Genomic DNA, 17,487 nt, shown 5'->3' with positions numbered 1-17,487 from the left:
TCTGCCGGGGGTGCACGATCAGGCGTTGAACCACTTCGTGACGAACAGCCCGTGGGATGTGGTGCCGGTACGTCGCCGCTTGGCGTCCCGGATGGATGAGGTGATCACACCGGCGGCGTGGGCGTTGGATGACACCGGCTGGCTCAAGTGCGGGACCGCGTCGCCGGGTGTGGCCCGGCAGTACACCGGCACGGTGGGCAAGGTCACCAACTGCCAGATCGGGGTGAGTCTGAACCTGGTCACCGATACCGCGTCGTGTCCGGTCAACTGGCGGCTGTTCCTGCCGGAGTCGTGGGACCCCGCCTCGCCGGCCGCGGCGGCGGATGTCGGTCAGCGGCGCGTAAGGGCGCAGATCCCCGACGACGTGGGACATCGGGAGAAGTGGCGCCTCGGATTGGACATGATCGACGAGGCGGTCGGGTGGGGTCTGCGGTCGCCGTTGATCGTGGCTGACGCGGGCTACGGCGACAGCGGTGAGTTCCGCCACGGCCTGGCCCGGCGTGGCTTGTCCTATGTGGTGCAGGTCGCCACCACGATCAGCGTGTACCCCCAGGCGGCGGTGCGTACCGCACCGCCGTACCGCGGTGTGGGACAACCACCGAAACAGCGTTACCGGCAACCGGCTGTCTCGGTCAAGGACATGGTCCTGTCCGCCGGCGCGGTCGCGGCCCGAACGGTGTCCTGGCGCGATGGTTCCCGCATCCGCGACGGCCGGCCGGTGAAGATGCGTTCCCGGTTCGTGTTCCTGCGGGTCCGGCCAGCCGGACGGGTCCTGCTCGCCGCCCACCGCGACCAGGACCTGCCAGAGGCATGGCTGATCGCCGAATGGCCACCCGACCGCGACGAGCCCACCAAGTACTGGTTGTCGAACCTGCCCGCCACCACGCCGAAACGCACCTTGATCCGGTGGGCGAAACTGCGCTGGCGCATCGAGCACGACTACCGGGAGTTGAAGACCGGCCTGGGCCTGCACCACTTCGAGGGCCGTACCTGGCAAGGCTGGCACCACCACGTCACCCTCGTCTCGGCCGCCCACGCCTTCTGCACTCTGCAACGCCTCGACCCAAAAGCCCTCGCGCCGGCCTGAGCCTCTACGCAGTACTCCGCGAACTGCAACACCTACTCGTCCGCCTGGCCGGCGCCTGCCCCACCTGCAGAACCCGTTTCCCCACCAGACGAAGGCCCCGAGACCAACTCCGATCATGACAAAGCACTACTAGTGCTCGCCCTGATGATCCTGCACTATCTGCCCGAGGAGCGGGTGCGGGACTGGTACGCCGAAGCCCGGCACCTGCTTAGCCCGGACGGCACGCTCCTCGTGTTCGACGTCATGCCCGACGCCTCAACACCCGCCTGGCGGCGACAGCACAGCGGGCCTGACATGTGGACCGCGTGGTGGACCGCGCTGGCCGAGGAACCCTCGACGAGGTCGCTACTGGACGAGCGGACGGCTGCGCTCAGCGGCCTCAGCTCTGCCGAGTTCGTCGCACCGGCCCACTGGCACTGCGAGGCGGCCCGTCGAGCCGGATTCACCGGCTCGACGGTGTTCCACCAAAGCGCCGGCCATGCCCTGGTGGTGTGCCGCCGATGAGCATCCCACCGTTAGGTGGCGTTGGTGTCACCGTCGCCTACTGCGACGGTCACCGCTGCCGCGCGCTACGCCACCGCGGCTTCCCGGAATCGCCCTACCGGGTTCCGCAGGACCTCACCGACATCCTCTCCCAGGTGGTCCGGAGCAGTAACGGCGGTGTTCTCGTCCGGGCCGAGTGCCTCGGCATCTGCCACCGGGCCCCCGCTCTGCTCCTGCTCACCGACACCGCGCCGGCGGGCCGGCGCGGACTGCTGATCGGCCCGGTCGAGGAACCCCAGCATGTGGACGCAGTCATCGACCTGATCCGGAAGGCCGACAGACCCACACCCTGACGGACTCCAACGATGAGCGCTCCCGGCCAGGAATATCACCATCCGCCTCGGCGCGGTCGTCACGCCGCCGTGTGGCAAGTGAGTGCCGACGGCGGCGAGGTGTTCCTCTTCGGGCTGTTCGGCACCGAACTGATCCACCGCGCCAGAGCGCGGACCCAGCCTTCGCCGCCGCCACCGATGCCGCCGAAGCCGCCCTCTGTGCGGTGGCGATCTGACACTGACCAACCTTGTCCGGGTCACCGTCGCGGTCGCAACCGCCGCCGACCCGCCGAACTACTTGTTCGCGCACGCCCCGCAGGTTCCCTTGAGGTCGAGTCGGTCGGGGTGCGGGGTGAAGCCGGCGTGCTGGTAGAGCTCGTTGAGCCAGCTCCTCACGATATCGGGCGGGCATTCGGTCACCGCGTCGCAGCTTGTGCAGATCAGGTGCTGGTGTGGTGCCGCACCGCAGTGGCGGTAGGCCCGCTGGCCCCTCAGGTCGAAGGTGTGCAGCAATCCGGCCTCGGCGAGGGTGTGCAGCGCTCGGTAGACGGTGGTCAGTCCGATGTGCCGCACGGAGCGGTTGAGTTCGGCGTGTACCTCCTGGGCCGCGAGCGGCCTGGTGCGTCCGATCAGCAGCGCCAGGACGGCGCGGCGCTGCGCGGTGGGCGTCAGGCCCGCGACCCGTAGCTGTGCGTCCAGAGCGATGGGGACGGTCATGATGGCTCAGGGACAAACGCCGAGATGCGCACTGCGCGCGGAGAGCCGGAACAGAACGTAGCGCTGACCCAACCACGCTTCGTCGGTCGGGTCGCGGAGCCGGTCCCAGACGTCGAGATCGGCGGCGGTGAGCAGATTGGCGGGCCGCAGCCAGGCGATCCGTCGAGCGAGAGTGTCCATCGCCGCCTGCTGGTCACCGGCGTGGTGTACGGCAGCGGATGCACAACCCAGGTCAGCCGGAGCGCCGAGCATCCCCCGCAGGGTTGCCGTCTCGGCGGGCACGTCGACGCGCAGTGGCTCGACGTGGACCTGCGGGTCAGACCATCCGGCCCGGATTCCCGCGGTGCCGCAACCGGTGTCGTCCGCGAGCCGGTCGGCGGGGCCGACCAGCTCGCGGACGATCGTCAGGCGCCCGGCCCGGTCCTGCCGGGCGGCGTCGACCAACTGCGGCGCCAGTTCGGCCCACTCGACCGGCGCGTCGGTGCTCATCTTTCCTGGGGTCCGCGGCGGGCGTACTTCTGGCGGAACTTCTCGACGCGGCCGGCGGTGTCGAGCAGGCGTTGCTTGCCGGTCCAGAACGGGTGGCTGGCCGAGGAGATTTGGACGTCGATGACGGGATAGGTGTTGCCGTCGGTCCACTCGATCGTCTGGTCGCTGGTGGCGGTGGATCGGGTGAGGAAGGCGAAGTCGGCGCCCTTGTCGCGGTAGACGACGGGTCGGTACTCGGGGTGGATGCCGGGTTTCATGCGGGTCGTGCTCCTTCGGTGTCGGTGTCGGTCGGCTCCTCCGTGCCGAGGGGGAAGCAGCCGGCGAACGGGTCGGGGTAGGTGCGCCAGGTGTCCTCGCCGTCGGCGAGTTCGGCGTCGGTGAGCAGGCAGTCGGCGAGGGCGCGGTGCAGGTCGACGGGGTCGATGTCGAGGCCGATGAAGACGAGGTGTTGGTGGCGGTCGCCGTAGTAGGGGTCCCAGTCCAGGGCGGCGGCGATGCGGCGCTGGTCGTCGACGTGTTCCCAGCGGTCCTCGGGCAGGCTGGCCAGCCAGTGCCCGAGGGATCCCATGGCCAGGCCGCCGCCGGCGAACTCCCAGGCCACCACGGTGTCGGGTTGGCTGGCCAGCCAGAGGTGTCCGCGGGAGCGGATGATCTCGGCGTTGACGTCTTCGAGAACGTCGTGCAGGCGCTGGGGGTGGAACGGTCGGCGGGCGCGGAAGACGGCGGAGACCACTCCGCAGTCGGGTTCCGGCTCGTGTGCGCCGAGGGCGTAGCCCTGCAGGCCCCGGGCGAGTACCCCGGGAGTCTCCGGCCGGTGCCGATGGGTGTGGCGCAGCTGGCGGGTCAACGCGCCGGCGTCGACGACGTCGCCGTCGACGCGGAAGTGGGTCGCCCACGGTGCCATCCGCTGCAGCAGGACCGACAATCTGCTGGTGTCGAAGGCGCCGTCCCGCGATTGTCCCCAGAGGACCAGGGTGTCGGCGTACTCGATCTGCCGGACCACGACGTCGGCGAGCGCGCGGTGGTCGTCCTCGGCGGCGTGGATGGCGAGCGCGCGGAGGTCGTCGGTGCTGGCCAGGCCGTCGAGCAGGTGTTCGGCGTCGAGGACGGTGACGTAGGAGTCGACGCGGACGAGGTCGGTGATCGGTTTGCCGTCGACGAGGCAGTGGGCGCAGGCGGCGGCGACGGCCTCGGGCTCCACCACCTCGGGCAGCATCAGCACCAGGTCCCGGCCGGGATGGCTGCGGGTGAGCCGCACAAGGGTGGGCAGCACGTCCTCGCGCAGCGTGCAGGAGACGCAGCCGTGCCGCAGGGTGATCTGTTCGTCCTCGACGATGCCGGCGTCGGAGCGGACCACCCGGCGGACCACGCCGTCGCGAATGTCGGTGAGGTCGTGTCGCACCAGCAGCAGCGACTCGTCGACGGCGAGCAGCGTGCGGGCGACGGCGTAGGTCGCCGCCGGCCAGAAGCCGGACAGCACGGTCAGCGATGGGCGGGTACTGGCGTCGACTGTCAGGGCATGGGTCGGGGCCTGTGGTGATGACGACATCGCGCTCCCCTCGACTTAACTGAAAACGGTTGTCATTGTAAGCACATGCAAGCTGCCGAAGTGAACGACGGCCCGGGGGCGCGACTGGCGCGGCCGCGACGGGCCGGCGAGGCGCTCACCCTCACGCTTCGTCTCACCCTCGAACCAGGCGGCCACGGCGAGGATCTCGACGGGTTCGACACCCTGTTGGCGCTCTTGGATGGCGACGTGGCGTCGGCCCGGCCCTCGGTCGACGAGGTGGGTTCCGGCCTGCGGATCCATCCCGGGTCGCGGACGGTGTACCGGGGTCCGGCGGAGATCGCCCTGACGCGGCTGGAGTACGACCTGCTGCTGTGTCTGGCTCGGCACCCGGACCGGGTCTTCACCCGACCGCAGTTGCTGGACCTGGTCTGGGGACAGCTCTTCACGAGTCCCCGCAGCGTCGATGTCCACGTCCGCCGGCTTCGCGCCAAGGTTGGCGCAGGCGTGCCGCTGGTGACGACGGTGCGTGGCGTCGGCTACCGCCTCGGTGTCGGTTGTTCCGTCGAGATCCTTCCAGGCCCCGGACGGGTTTGGCCGAACGGGTGATAGAAAACTGAAAACCGTTGTCGTTATCGTGGCGCCTGAGTAAGGAGCGACCGCTGTGTCCAGACGTTGTGACGTCACCGGAGCGAAGCCGAGCTTCGGCAACGCCGTTTCCCACTCCCACCGGCGCACCCGCCGCCGGTGGAACCCCAACCTGCAGCACCACCGCTACTGGCTCCCGTCGGAGCGGCGCTGGGTCAGCCTCACCCTGACGGCCAGGGCCCTGAAGACCGTGGACCGCAAGGGCATCGAGAAGGTCGTCGCCGAGCTGCGTAACCGGGGGGTGAAGGTCTGATGGCCCGCCAGAGCGACGTCCGTCCGATCGTGCGGCTGCGCAGCACCGCCGGCACCGGCTACACGTACGTGACCCGCAAGAACCGTCGTAACGACCCGGACCGCCTGGTCCTGCGCAAGTACGACCCCGTCGTGCGCCGGCACGTCGAGTTCCGCGAGGCGCGCTGATGGCCAGGAAGAGCCTGGTCAACCGGCAGGCACGCCGTGCGGAATCGGTGGCCCGGCACGCCGGTACGCGAGCTGAGTTGAAGCGGTTGGTCAGCCATCCGGACACCGACCCGGACGTACGCGCCAGGGCGGTCCGCCAGCTCAGCCGGCTGCCGAGGGATTCCAGTCCGGTGCGGCTGCGGTCGCGGGACCAGATCGACGGCCGCCCCCGCGGAGTGCTGACCCGGTTCGGGCTCTCCCGGGTGCGGTTCCGCGAGCTTGCCCTGCGCGGCGACCTGCCCGGGGTGCGCAAGGCGTCGTGGTGATGTCACCACAGGTATCACCGCGCGCGGGTGCGCGTGGTGTGAAAGGGGAGGTATGAATGCGACGGTGAGGGCTCGCGGTTTCGCGGCCCTGGTCGCCGGGGCGGTGGTGGTCGCCGGCACGGTGCTGGCGCCGACCGCTGCGTCGGCGGCCGAGAAGGTGGTGTTGTCCAAGGGGCACACCGACGCGGTCGACGTGCACTACGAGGGCGGTGCGCTGTCGTTGAAGGTCCATGACGACACGGTCAGCCCTTCGGTGACGCGGGACCCGGCGGACGTGACGTTCCAGGTTCTGCCGGAGGCGGCCATGGCCGTTCCGGACGATTCACGGTTCGCCTTCCTCGGGCCGGCGGGAAGCCAGGTCTGGTTGCTGCCGTTGACCCAGGATCCGGATCTGCTCTGGCCTGGCTGGAACACCACCACGCTCGACGCGGGGGTGTTCGAGGGCAACAAGCTGCGGCTGAGCCTGGTCGACGTGCAGGGGCCTGGCAACGTCACGCTGTTCACACAGGACTCGTTCGGCGGCCCGATCATCAAGTTCCGCTCCGACGACGGCCTGCCCGACGCCATCGACGTGCCGGTGAACACCCACGCGCACTCGAACTGGGCGTTCGGCGCGCTGGGCAGCTACACCCTGAAGTTCCAGGCCGACGCGACGCTGGCCAACGGCACGACGGTCAGCACCGGGCCGGTCGACTACTCGTTCGTCGTCGGCGAGCTGTCCGACGGGGGGCCGGAGGTCAGCCTGTCGGTCAGCGGTATGGCCGACGAGTACGCGCCCAACGACACCGTGACGCTCACCGCGGTGCAGACGCCGCAGACCGAGCTGGACCACTACCACTGGTTCAGCAAGTGCCCGGGCGCGACGGACTGGACGATCATTCCGGGTGAGGCGGGGGTCAGCTACTCCTTCACCGCGACCCGGGAGCTGAACGCCTGCGAGTACGTGGCCAAGCTCTACGACGACGACCACGCGGTCGCCGCGACCAGCGATCCGGTGACGTTGTGGGTGGCGTTCCCGCCGGAGGAGCCGGGCACCTCGCAGACGATCACCGCGTCGATCGACGAGACGCAGGGCTCCCTGGTGATCAGCGTCAACCCGGACGACCGTGCCGTGGTGCTGCCGCCCGCGCAGCTCGGCGCTGCCGGTGACCGGTGGGAGAGCAACGGTGAACTCCGCCCGGTCACGGTGACCGACACCCGCGCGAGTCAACCTGGGTGGAGCGCCTCCGGGCAGATCCCGGCGGACTTCGCCGGCCCGGACGGTGCGACGTTCAGCTCCGGCTACCTCGGCTGGAGCCCGCGGGTGATCAGCCAGGGCTCCGGGCAGGGTGTGGTCGCCGGCCCGCAGGTGGCACCGTACGTCGTAGGAGCTGGCGGTGGCCTCGGCAACAGCGCGGTGCTGGGCTCGGCGCCGGGCGGTGCCGGCAGGGGCACCGCACAGCTCGGCGCGGGGCTGCGACTGAGCCTGCCCACCGAGACGGCCGCGGGGACCTACACCGCGATCCTCACTCTCACCGCGATCTGATCGCCCGATCCCGTCCGGTGGCACCGCGCTGAGCGGTGCCACCGGACGGTCGCGGGATGGGCGGGCTAGCCGCCCGCCCATCCCGCCCCATCTCCCAGTCGAGGAACGGAACCCGTCCCCGCCATGCGCCTGCTCGCCGCCATCGCCACCGGCCTCGCCCTGCTCGGCGCGGCCCTGGCACCGCCCACACCGACACCCCCCGCGCCGTCGGCGCCGGCCGCCGCCACCTGGGGGGTGGCACCGTCGAGCGCGAAGGGCCCGAACGGCCGGCCGGCGTTCACCTACAAACTCGACCCCGGTGCCACTCTGACCGACTACGTCGCGGTCACCAACCACTCGGCGCGCCCGCTCACCCTGAATCTCTACGCCAGCGACGCCTTCACCACCGCGCAGGGCGGATTCGACCTGTTGGCCGGTGGTCAGCAGCCCACCGACGTCGGGGCCTGGGTCCGCTTCACCCAGCGAACCTTGATCATCCCGTCCACCTCCCGCCTGGACATCCCGTTCACGCTCACCGTGCCTGACAACGCCACACCGGGCGACCATGCCGGAGGAATCGTCGCCTCGCTCGCCGCCACGTCGACGGACGCCCACGGTAACCAGGTCGCCGTCGACCACCGGGTCGGCGCGCGGATCTACCTGAGGGTGACCGGTGAGTTGCGGCCAGCGCTGGCCGTCGAGGACCTCCGGGTACGGCACAGCGGCTCGCTCAACCCCTTCGGCGGTGGCACGCTCACCGCCACCTTCACCGTGCGCAACACCGGCAACGTACGGCTCACCGGGCAACCCTCGCTCGCCGCGGCCGGTCCGTTCGGCCTCGGCGGGCGCTCGGTCGACGCGGCGGCCCTGCCGGAGATCCTGCCCGGCGGGGAACTGACCACCACCGTGCGGCTGAGCGACGTGCCGCCGCTGTTCCGGCTGACCGCGAACGCCACCGTCACCCCCGCCGCGGTGGGCGACCAGGTCCTCGACCCGCCCCCGCAGGGCGATGCGGCCCGGATGACCGTCTGGGCGCTGCCCTGGCCGCAACTCGTCCTGCTGGCCCTGCTCGCTCTCGTCGGCTGGGCGCTGATCGCCGCCCGCCGGCGACGGGCCCGCCAGATCGCACGAGTGGTGGCGGCCGCTCGGGAGGAAGGCCGGACCGAGGCCAGCCGGGAGGCCGAACGGAACACCGCCGGGAGGAACACACCAGCCCTGTCGACCGCGTCGGGTGACGCCGACGCGACCAGCCACGCCGTCACGACGCGGCATGACGCAACACCACCACGTCGCCTGGGGAGCAACCAATGAGGATGAAAAGCATGCGGCTTGGCGCCGCCGGCCTTGCCGTGGCGGTACTGGCGCTGGCCACCGGAGCGCCGCCGGCGTCGGCCGAACCGGCCGTGACGCCCGCGTCGGCCGAACGAGCCGTGGTTGCCGTGGCCGGCGCGGACCTGGTCTCCGTGGCGCTCGACGGTGACTCGCTGTCGTTGAGCATCCGGGACGCCGCGCAGGTGGCCGGCGATGCGCCGGGGCGCGACCCGGCCGAGGTGGTGCTCGGCCCGGCGGGCGGCCTGGCCGGCCGGGTGCCGGCCGGGAAGGCACTCGCCTTCCTCGGCACGCCGGGCCACGCCGTGTGGTCACTGTCTACCGGCGACACCGGCTTCCCGGCCCTGGACACCACCGGGGTACGTCCTGGCGTCGTCACCGAGGACGCGGTCACCCTCGCCCTGCGCTCCGTCGAGGGGCCGGGAACGTTCACCGCGTACACCCTGTCCGGTCTCGGCTCGGCGAGCCCGATCTTCGGCAGTGGCCCGGACCTGCCGCGGACGGCGCGGTTGCCGGTGGGGACGCGTACCGGCGGTGTGGTGTGGGCCTTCGACGCGGCCGGCGAGTACCGGCTGACCCTGGCCGGCTCGGCCACCCTGCGGTCCGGCCAGCAGACCAGCGCCGAGGCGACGTACACGGTGCGGGTGCCGGCGATCAGCCCGGCCGGGCAGGCTCTGCCACCGGCGCCGGCCAAGCCGGTCATCCGCGCCAGCGGGCAGCCGACGCCGCAGGCACTCGCCGAGCCGAAGCCCGCTGTCGCGCCGAAGCCCGCCGCAGCCGTACCGCCCGCCGCGAAGGCGGCGGCGTCCGCCGCCAGTGCCCACCAGGTGATCGCCGACGGGCACGTGGACATGGGCCCGCAACTGTCCGGCGACACCTGGACGATCCGGATCAAGGACGACCGGACCAGCCCTCCGGTGTGGCGGGAGACCGCCGACGTGGTCCTCCAGGTCAAGGACAACGCGAAGGTCACCCTGCCGGCCGGGGTGGACTTCCTGGGCAAGCAGGGCGACACCGTCTGGCTGCTGCCGCAGTCCCAGCAGGCGGGCGTCGTCTGGCCCGGCTGGAACACCCAGCACGAGTCCGTCGTGTCCGGCGTCAAGGGCAACGTCACCTGGACGCTGAAGGGAGTCACCGGGCCCGGTCAGTTCGCACTGTTCCTGACCGGTTCGTTCGGCAAGGCTGACGTGCTCTTCGACTCCACCGAGGCGTTCCCGCAGCAGCTGAGCGTTCCACTCAACACCCACGCGCACGGCAACTGGGGGTTCACCAAGCCCGGCATCTACCGCCTCGCGGTACAGATGAGCGGCACCACCAGCGCCGGCAAGGCGGTCACCGACACGAAGACGCTCACCATCGCCGTCGGCGACAGCACCGATCCGAACGACGGATTCGGCTCCGGGGCTGGCAGCGGCGACGGCGGCACGGATCAGGGCAGCGGGCCCCTGCCACGTACCGGCGCCGGTTGGGTGCTGACGGCCGGAGTGGCCGGCGTCGTCCTGGTGACGGTCGGGGCCCTGCTGGTGGTGTTCGCCCGCCGCCGCACCGCGCCGCCCAACTCCCCAGCCGGGGTGGCCGCGTGACTCGTCGCCGCTCCGGGCCGGGGTGGCGGGCGCTCGTAGGGCCGCTGCTGATCGCCGTGTTGGCCTCCGGCTGCCGCTCGGAGGTGACACTGAGCGCGAACGACGAGCGGATCCAGGTCATCACGACCACCGGGATCCTGCGGGACATGGTGAGCAACGTCGGTGGTGAGCGGGTGGCCGTCACTTCGCTGGTGCCGGACGGCGCCGACCCGCACAGCTACGAGCCGTCGCTTCGGGACATCCGCGACGTCGTCTACGCAGACGTCGCCTTCAGCAACTACCTGCTCCTGGAGGAGCAGGCCGTCATCAAGGCGCTGGACGCGAACCTACGCGACGGCGTACCGAGCGTCTCCCTGGCCGAGGGCGCGGTGAAGTACGCCGCGGAGATCATCCCGCTGGTCGAGGACGTGTCGCTGGACACCATCTGGCTGGGCATGCGCGTGCGCGGCACCGGCGCGGCGCAGGGCGCGAACCGTTCCTCCGACGTGCTGCTCAGCGCGACTGCCGCCGACGGGCCGGGTCGGTTGCTGGCGTACCTGACCGAGTCGTTTGGCGATCCGGCGTTCTACGTCGATTCCGAAGACGGGTTCGACGCCGCTGACGGGTACCGTGACGACACCGCCACGCTGCCACCCGACGCACACACCCACATGAGCTGGGCCTTCACCAAACCGGGTGTCTACCGGCTGACCATGCGCGCACAGCTGGCGGTCACTCCCGACACGGCGCCCCTCCCGCTGGGCGAGCAGGTGTTCACCTTCGCCGTCGGGGTGGATCCACACTCGGTGCCCGGCATGACCGGAGCGAAGGTACTGAACTCCGGGCACGCCGACGTCACCGTCGACCTCGACGAGCGGCGGCTCTACCTGTTCGCCGACCCGGAGGGCAGCGGCGAGGTCAACCAGCAGGTGTACGACCCGGCCAGCACCGTGATCGAGGTGCCGAACAAGGCGCTGCTGGAGGTGCCCGGCGACCGGAGATTCCGGTCTCTCGGTCGGTCCGGCACCCAGATCCACCAGCTTCCACAAGCGGTCCTCGGCAAGCACGTGCACGGCGAGATCGACCCGCACCTGTGGCAGAACGTCCGCAACGCCATCTCCTACACCGAACTCATCCGGGACACCCTGATCGGCGTCGACCCACAGGGCGCGGCGGCCTACCGGGCGAACGCCTCGGCCTACATCCGGGAACTGGAGCAACTCGACGCCGAGGTCCGGGACACCATCGCCCGGATCCCGCCGTCGCGACGCCACCTGGTCAGCACCCACGACGCGTTCGGCTACCTGGGCCAGGCGTACGGCATCCGGATCTCCGGTTTCGTCACGCCGAATCCCGCCACCGAGCCGAGCCTCGCCGACCGCCGCCGGCTCACCGAGACGATCCGCAACCTGAAGATCCCGGCCGTGTTCCTGGAACCCAACCTGGCGGCCCGATCCACCACCCTGACCGAGGTGGCCCGCGAACAGGGACTGCGGGTCTGCCCGATCTACGGCGACACCTTCGACCGCGACGTGACCACATACGTGCAGATGATGCGGTTCAACGCCGACTCACTGCACGACTGCCTGACCACAGACAAGTGATGGAGAAGCCAGTGACGGCAGGACGGGTGCGACGCCGCACCCACACGATCATTGCCATGACGCGATGCGCGGTGGCCGCAGTGATCATGCTGGCCACGACGCAGACGCCGGCACGGGCCGAGGGGCCGACGCCGGGTCTCGGCCAGTCGATCGCCGCCGACCAGCCGATCGCCACCGGCCGGGCGGAACTCGCCACCGGGCACGTCGACATCGGCCCCCGCTACGTCGACAACCGGTGGACGCTGCTGATCCACGACGGCACGCAGGCGCGACCGGTGTGGCGCAACTCCGACGAGGCCCTGCTCCGCGTCTCCGACGCCGCGCTGCAGACCGTTCCCGACGACCCCGCGTACGCCTTCCTCGACATCGACGCCGGCAAGCGGGTGTACGTGGTGCCGCAGGTCCAGAACCCCGACGTCGTCTGGCTCGGGTGGAACACCCAGGACCCCCGGGTGATGCAGACCATCGACCGCGGCGTCACGCTTACCCTGCTCGGCGTACGCGGACCGGGGAGCCTCACGACCTACCTGCAGTCGGGAAACTTCGCGCCGCCGCAGCCGCTGTGGCGTTCCAGCCAGTCCAAGGCGCAGCCCTTCTGGGCCGAGGTCAACACCCACACCCACGCCAACTGGGTGTTCAGCGCACCCGGCGTCTATCTGGTCGCAATCCAGGCGTCGGCAGACCTGATCAACGGTGAGACGGTGTCGGCGACCGGCACGTTGCGCTTCGCGGTGGGCGACGCCACCAGCGCCGCGGAGGCGTACGCGGCAACTGCGGACATCCCCGCCGCCGGGCCGGCAGCAACCGACGAGGACCGGGCCGCAGACGACGAGCCTGCCGGCACGTCCACGACCCTGCTGATCATCGCGCTGGCGGGCATGGCCTTCCTGCTCGTCATCGGCCTGCTGATCCTGCTGTTGCGCGGACGCGGGGCGAAGCGCCGGGCCGAACAGGAACGCGCCGCCGCACTGGCGGAGGACCAGCGGTGAGAGCACTGGACATCGAAGGGTTGGACGTGGACCTCGGCGGCCGGCCGGTCCTGCGGGACGTGCGGCTGCACCTGGACCGGGGCGAGCTGGTCGGGTTGCTCGGACCCAATGGTGCCGGGAAGACCACCCTGCTCCGCGCCATCCTGGCACTGACCCGTACCTGCGGCGGCACGGTGACGGTGGAGGGCAAGCCGTCGCGCCCCGGCCGCTCCGAGATCGGTTACGTCCCCCAGCGTCACGAGTTCACCTGGGACTTCCCTATCTCGGTCGAGCAAGCCGTGATGACTGGCCGGACCGGCCGGCTGGGCCTGCTCCGCCGCCCCGGCGTCACCGACTGGCGGGCCGTCGGCGACGCACTGGACCGTGTACAGCTGACCGGGTTGCGTCGCCGGCCGGTCGGCGAGCTGTCCGGCGGGCAACGCCAGCGTGTCCTGGTCGCGCGGGCTCTCGCGCTCGCGCCGCGCATCCTGCTGCTCGACGAGCCGTTCGCCGGACTCGACCTGCCCACCCAGGAACTGCTGGGTGACCTGTTCGCCAGCCTGGCGAGCGAGGACCGGGCGGTGCTGATGACCACTCATGACCTCGTCGCGGCGGTCGATTCCTGCAGCCGTCTGGTCCTGCTCAACGGCCGGATCATCGCCGACGGGCGGCCGGCGGACCTGCAGAACGCCGAGCTGTGGACGAAGACCTTCGGGGTGAGCGCGACGTCCCCGCTGCTGAAACTCGTGAAGGCGGTCTGATGTCGATCACCGAATTCCTCACCGACCTGCTCAACCCCGACCTCGCCTTTCTTCCCAAGGCGCTGGCGATCGCGATCATGTCCAGCATCGTCTGCGGCGTCGTCGGGTGCTACGTCGTCCTGCGTGGGATGGCCTTCATCGGTGACGCGGTGGCCCACGCGGTCTTCCCGGGCATCGCGGTCGCCTTCGTGCTGCAGGGCAGCCTGGTGCTCGGCGGCGCCGTCGCTGGCGTCGCCACCGCACTGCTGATCGCCGTCTTCTCGCAGAACCGGCGGGTCAAGGAGGACTCGATCATCGGCGTCTTCCTGGTCGGCGCCTTCGCCCTGGGTATCGTGATCATCTCGCAGGCGCCCGGGTACGCCGGCTCGCTGCAGCAGTTCCTGTTCGGCTCGATCACCGGCATCCCGGACCGGGACCTGTACGTCGTCGTCGGTGCCGGCCTGGTCATCCTCGGCCTGGTGCTCGTCCTGCACAAGGAGTTCGTCGCGGTCTGTCTGGACCGGGAGATGTCCCGCGCGATGGGGCTCCCGGTCTTCTGGCTGGACATCGTGCTCTACGTCCTGGTCACCCTGGCCGTGGTGATATCGCTGCAGACCATCGGCAACATCCTTGTCCTGGCCCTGCTGATCACCCCTGCGGCGGCGGCCCGTCTGCTCACCGACCGGCTCGGCGTGATGATGCTGCTCGCCCCGGTGATCGGTGGTACGTCGGCGGTCGTCGGGCTGTATCTGTCCTGGAGCTACGACACACCGGTCGGCGGCACCATCGTCCTAGTCGCCACCGCCGTCTTCCTCGCCGCCTGGCTGGTCGCCCCACGGCACGGCGTACTGACCCGGCGCCGGGGGCGCCCGGTCGAACGGGAACTCGCCACCGGCACCTCGCCGCATCCCGGGTCCGGTCTCCCTGACCCGCGGTGAGTCCCTCCAGTAGCCCTTCCATGGTTTAGTCAAAACGACTATCATTTTCATTATCGCGGTCCATCGTGGGCCGCCTGGAAGGAGTTTCTCCGTGCGCAAGCCCATCCGCCTGCTGCTCGCCTCCGGGGTGGTGACCGCGGCGCTGTTCGCGGCAGCGCCACCGGCGCAGGCCGCCGTGGTGACGTTCAACTCCGGGCACCTCGACCTGGTCGACATCGCCTACGAGGCCGGCGAGCTGGAGATCGGCGTCCACGACGAGGACAACGACGTCGAGTACGCCGCCGACGAGGTCAAGATCGTCGTCAAGCGACAGGCCAAGGTCACCGTCCCGAACGATCCCGCCTTCGGCTTCCTCGGCACCCCTGGCGTAGCCAAGGTGTGGATCCTGCCCGAGATCCAGAACACCAACCTCGTCTGGCCCGGCCTCGCCGCCGAAGAGGTCGAGGCCGGCATCTTCACCACCGACGCGCTCACCCTCGACGTGCAGTCGGTCAGCGGGCCCGGACAGCTCGCCATCTACACCGAAAACGCCGTCGGGCAGCCCACCGTCCTCGCCGACAGCGGCGACGGCCTACCCGACGCCATCGCCCTGACCGCCGGCGACCACCTCCACGCCAACTGGGCCTTCGACCGCGCCGGCACCTACTGCATCACCGTCCGCGCCACCGGCACCCTCGCCGCCACCGGTCAGCAGGTCACCAGCGAGCCGACGACCCTGCACTTCGTGGTCCGGGCGTGACCGCCGTGCGCACCCGCAGCCGTTTCCTCACCGGCCTTACCCTGACCGCCGCGCTGCTCGCCGGCACCGCCGTCCCCGCCGTCGCGGCGCCGATCGTGCTGTCCAGCGGCCACGTCGACGTCATCGACGTCGACTACGCCGGCGGCGCGCTGAGCGTTGACCTGCTCGACGACACCGTCAGCCCGGCTGCGGAACGCAACCCCTCCGACGTCGTCCTGAGCGTCCCCAACACCGCGAAGCTCACCGTTCCCAGCGCCAGCGCCTGGTCCTTCCTCGGCACCGGCGGCCAGGCGTGGGTCCTGCCTCAGGCCAGCACCGCCGGACTGCTCTGGGCCGGCTGGAACACTACCGACGTGCCCAGCGGCGTGTTCCAGAACAACCGGGTCACCTTCAAGCTCACCAACGTCAGTGGGCCGGCAGGCTTCAGCGTCTACACGGTCTCCGGCGGCACGCCCACCGTGCTCTTCGACAGCGGCAACGGGCTGCCCGACAGCCTCAACGTCAACCGCAACACGCACGCCCACGTCAACTGGGGCTTCGATGCCGCCGGCACCTACGCCGTCACCTTCGAAGTCACCGGAAAGCTCGCCTCCAACGGCACCACCATCAGCTCCGGTGCCAAAACCTGGACCTTCGAGGTCCTTCCCTGACCGCCATCACCCCGCCGCAGCCGGACACAGACGTCCGCCGGGGTGAGGGTGCCCGGTAACCGACGGGCCCAGCCGGCGCGACCCCATCGGGCTCTCGCGCCGGCTGGGCCCAGCCAAACAACCAAGATCGGGAGAGTTGGCGCCATGCGAACCCGCGTGGACTCCAGGTGCCGTCGCCAGGTCGACCGCGTCGCCGGCCCGGTCCACGTGGTCTGGTGGTCGCCGGCCCGGTCCCGGAAGGGGCCCGGCCGAGTAGCCCGGGGTGCAGCCACCGGAACTCGCTGCGGTACGTCGAGGCCAGTTCCGCCGCGCGGCGGCGACGTTCCGCGAGTTCCCCCGGCGACAGCTGCGGCGTCGGCGCGTCCTTGCCCGCGAGGACGTCACCGATGCGCGTGAAGTACTCGTCCTGGCCGGCAGGAGTGCACATGCAGAGCATTCGGGCCGGCGCACCCGAGACGTTGCGGAAGTTGTGCGGCGCGTTCGCCGGAATGTTCACGGTGGACCCGGCCCGTACGGTGTGCCGCTCGAGCCCTCTAGATGATCTTCGATGATGTGCGCGACGTGTGCTCGCCAGCGGATGCCGGCCCGGGTCAACCGGAGCCAACACGGGTCACCGCAGCCGATGGTGGTCGCAAACGGGGGTTCGTGTGCTCGAGCTGTGGTCCTGGGCTGGGCAAACGGGGGTCCGGGTGCTGTGGGTGAACGTGGGCCACTCCCTGCCACCCCAGGTGAACCCCCAGGTCGCTAGACTAGGCCCTCGCGCCCTCGTAGCTCAGGGGATAGAGCATCGGTTTCCTAAACCGTGTGTCGCAGGTTCGAATCCTGCCGGGGGCACCTCGAAGATCAGCAGAAGCGCCACCTGAGCAGCGGATACGTTCCCGCATTGATTGATCATCCGATGCCATCCGAAGCCGCCGATTACAGCTGTCCGTGCAGACTGCGTGCAATGATCGCCCAGCATGGCATGTCCGGCCGGTTGATCGGTGTGGCATCAGGTGTGGAACGTCCGTCAACGCGCTCGGCGTGATGCCGTCACCGCCGCTGGCTGCAGTCGAAGGTCGTGCCAGCGCACCCAGCAGTCAGATTGCTCGGTCGCGACTTCGCTGCCGCACCCGCGGCACACGAGATTCGGTCCGTCCAAGCCATCGAGTCGGCAGCACCCTTTGCGCCGGCTCGGGTCGGGATGAGGGCCGAGGCCATGAACGTCGTTCGGGTTCACCAGGATGGTGCCCCGAGGTCCGTCGGACACGTGCACCTGCGGATCGGCCGTCGTCGGTACGTACGGAGGACCGAAGGGTTCCGGGTCGACGGCGAACCTGCCGGGCCGCACCCGCGTGACGGGTACGCCATGATCGTTGGCCGCCTGCTCTGACGGCTCATCGGACAGTGCCGTCTCCGCCAGGTCGCCGGTCAGCGGCATCCCGCAGACGAGGCAAGCGAAGATCGTCACCCGCCCATGGTCGCA

General features: G+C 70.3%; 22 protein-coding genes and 1 tRNA gene. 17 read left to right on the top strand and 6 right to left on the bottom strand.

Features of this window, described 5'->3' with window-relative positions:
• From GA0070558_RS22370 to GA0070558_RS22360, 3 genes are all read left to right on the top strand, one after another.
• The coding region (locus GA0070558_RS22370) for an IS701 family transposase (protein WP_141722283.1) at positions 1-1,087 on the top strand (1,087 nt) is incomplete at its 5' end.
• A gap of 132 nt (positions 1,088-1,219) precedes the next feature.
• Positions 1,220-1,591 (top strand): hypothetical protein, encoded by a 372-nt coding sequence (locus GA0070558_RS22365; protein WP_091283296.1) that lies wholly within the window; start codon positions 1,220-1,222, stop codon positions 1,589-1,591.
• A complete protein-coding gene (locus GA0070558_RS22360) occupies positions 1,588-1,923 on the top strand; it encodes a hypothetical protein (RefSeq protein WP_091283294.1) in 336 nt (111 codons plus the stop codon). Before GA0070558_RS22365 ends, GA0070558_RS22360 begins: the two co-directional genes overlap by 4 nt.
• 273 nt (positions 1,924-2,196) lie before the next feature.
• Here GA0070558_RS22360 and GA0070558_RS22355 read toward each other — a convergent pair whose 3' ends face one another.
• From GA0070558_RS22355 to GA0070558_RS22340, 4 genes are read right to left on the bottom strand one after another with little or no spacing between them, the layout of a single operon-like run.
• Positions 2,197-2,619, bottom strand: coding sequence for a Fur family transcriptional regulator (locus GA0070558_RS22355; protein WP_091283293.1), 423 nt, complete (start codon positions 2,617-2,619; stop codon positions 2,197-2,199).
• 6 nt (positions 2,620-2,625) lie between these two features.
• The gene (locus tag GA0070558_RS22350) at positions 2,626-3,108 is read right to left on the bottom strand and encodes a hypothetical protein (protein WP_091283291.1); all 483 of its coding nucleotides are present in this window, start codon (positions 3,106-3,108) and stop codon (positions 2,626-2,628) included.
• Positions 3,105-3,365 (bottom strand): type B 50S ribosomal protein L31, encoded by a 261-nt coding sequence (locus GA0070558_RS22345; RefSeq protein WP_091283289.1) that lies wholly within the window; start codon positions 3,363-3,365, stop codon positions 3,105-3,107. Before GA0070558_RS22345 ends, GA0070558_RS22350 begins: the two co-directional genes overlap by 4 nt.
• A complete protein-coding gene (locus tag GA0070558_RS22340) occupies positions 3,362-4,657 on the bottom strand; it encodes a CobW family GTP-binding protein (RefSeq protein ID WP_091283287.1) in 1,296 nt (431 codons plus the stop codon). Before GA0070558_RS22340 ends, GA0070558_RS22345 begins: the two co-directional genes overlap by 4 nt.
• Before the next feature lie 45 nt (positions 4,658-4,702).
• On the opposite strand from GA0070558_RS22340, the gene GA0070558_RS22335 reads away from it, so the two are divergent.
• From GA0070558_RS22335 to GA0070558_RS22275, 13 genes are all read left to right on the top strand, one after another.
• A complete protein-coding gene (locus GA0070558_RS22335) occupies positions 4,703-5,224 on the top strand; it encodes a winged helix-turn-helix domain-containing protein (protein ID WP_091283285.1) in 522 nt (173 codons plus the stop codon).
• A gap of 55 nt (positions 5,225-5,279) precedes the next feature.
• The gene (gene rpmB, locus GA0070558_RS22330) at positions 5,280-5,516 is read left to right on the top strand and encodes a 50S ribosomal protein L28 (RefSeq protein WP_091283283.1); all 237 of its coding nucleotides are present in this window, start codon (positions 5,280-5,282) and stop codon (positions 5,514-5,516) included.
• Entirely contained in the window at positions 5,516-5,683 is a 168-nt protein-coding gene (gene rpmG / locus GA0070558_RS22325) for a 50S ribosomal protein L33 (RefSeq protein ID WP_091283281.1), read from the top strand. The genes rpmB and rpmG overlap by 1 nt, the downstream gene beginning before the upstream one ends.
• A complete protein-coding gene (gene rpsN, locus GA0070558_RS22320; protein WP_091283278.1) occupies positions 5,683-5,988 on the top strand; it encodes a 30S ribosomal protein S14 in 306 nt (101 codons plus the stop codon). Before rpmG ends, rpsN begins: the two co-directional genes overlap by 1 nt.
• A gap of 52 nt (positions 5,989-6,040) precedes the next feature.
• Positions 6,041-7,513 carry a choice-of-anchor M domain-containing protein gene (locus tag GA0070558_RS22315; RefSeq protein WP_176734310.1) on the top strand — a complete coding sequence of 491 codons (1,473 nt, stop codon included), beginning with the start codon at positions 6,041-6,043 and terminating at the stop codon, positions 7,511-7,513.
• Positions 7,514-7,636: 123 nt separating this feature from the next.
• Positions 7,637-8,803 (top strand): WxL protein peptidoglycan domain-containing protein, encoded by a 1,167-nt coding sequence (locus GA0070558_RS22310; protein ID WP_091283274.1) that lies wholly within the window; start codon positions 7,637-7,639, stop codon positions 8,801-8,803.
• Positions 8,804-8,814: 11 nt separating this feature from the next.
• A complete protein-coding gene (locus tag GA0070558_RS22305; protein ID WP_176734309.1) occupies positions 8,815-10,404 on the top strand; it encodes a TIGR03773 family transporter-associated surface protein in 1,590 nt (529 codons plus the stop codon).
• Positions 10,401-11,987 (top strand): anchored repeat ABC transporter, substrate-binding protein, encoded by a 1,587-nt coding sequence (locus GA0070558_RS22300; protein WP_091283271.1) that lies wholly within the window; start codon positions 10,401-10,403, stop codon positions 11,985-11,987. Before GA0070558_RS22305 ends, GA0070558_RS22300 begins: the two co-directional genes overlap by 4 nt.
• A gap of 11 nt (positions 11,988-11,998) precedes the next feature.
• A complete protein-coding gene (locus GA0070558_RS22295; protein WP_500862220.1) occupies positions 11,999-12,976 on the top strand; it encodes a choice-of-anchor M domain-containing protein in 978 nt (325 codons plus the stop codon).
• A gap of 26 nt (positions 12,977-13,002) precedes the next feature.
• Positions 13,003-13,716, top strand: coding sequence for an anchored repeat-type ABC transporter ATP-binding subunit (locus tag GA0070558_RS22290; protein ID WP_439709625.1), 714 nt, complete (start codon positions 13,003-13,005; stop codon positions 13,714-13,716).
• Positions 13,716-14,633 carry an anchored repeat-type ABC transporter permease subunit gene (locus tag GA0070558_RS22285; protein ID WP_091283264.1) on the top strand — a complete coding sequence of 306 codons (918 nt, stop codon included), beginning with the start codon at positions 13,716-13,718 and terminating at the stop codon, positions 14,631-14,633. The genes GA0070558_RS22290 and GA0070558_RS22285 overlap by 1 nt, the downstream gene beginning before the upstream one ends.
• A 91-nt stretch (positions 14,634-14,724) precedes the next feature.
• A complete protein-coding gene (locus tag GA0070558_RS22280) occupies positions 14,725-15,372 on the top strand; it encodes a choice-of-anchor M domain-containing protein (RefSeq protein ID WP_091283262.1) in 648 nt (215 codons plus the stop codon).
• Between the two features lie 5 nt (positions 15,373-15,377).
• Complete coding sequence (locus GA0070558_RS22275; protein ID WP_439709624.1) at positions 15,378-16,022, top strand: choice-of-anchor M domain-containing protein; 645 nt, start codon at positions 15,378-15,380, stop codon at positions 16,020-16,022.
• Here GA0070558_RS22275 and GA0070558_RS34530 read toward each other — a convergent pair.
• Complete coding sequence (locus GA0070558_RS34530) at positions 15,979-16,629, bottom strand: cupin domain-containing protein (RefSeq protein WP_256092068.1); 651 nt, start codon at positions 16,627-16,629, stop codon at positions 15,979-15,981. The two genes, GA0070558_RS22275 and GA0070558_RS34530, sit on opposite strands and share 44 nt — an antisense overlap.
• Before the next feature lie 154 nt (positions 16,630-16,783).
• On the opposite strand from GA0070558_RS34530, the gene GA0070558_RS22265 reads away from it, so the two are divergent.
• A tRNA-Arg gene (locus GA0070558_RS22265) sits at positions 16,784-16,856 on the top strand.
• A gap of 175 nt (positions 16,857-17,031) precedes the next feature.
• Here the strand turns inward: GA0070558_RS22265 and GA0070558_RS32960 are convergent.
• Positions 17,032-17,472 (bottom strand): hypothetical protein, encoded by a 441-nt coding sequence (locus GA0070558_RS32960; protein WP_141722282.1) that lies wholly within the window; start codon positions 17,470-17,472, stop codon positions 17,032-17,034.
• Positions 17,473-17,487: the final 15 nt, after the last annotated feature.

It is taken from the genome of Micromonospora haikouensis (genome assembly GCF_900091595.1).
Lineage (GTDB): Bacteria > Actinomycetota > Actinomycetes > Mycobacteriales > Micromonosporaceae > Micromonospora > Micromonospora haikouensis.
Note: the sequence above shows the minus strand (reverse complement) of the source record. Positions and strands in the feature narration are given on the sequence as shown.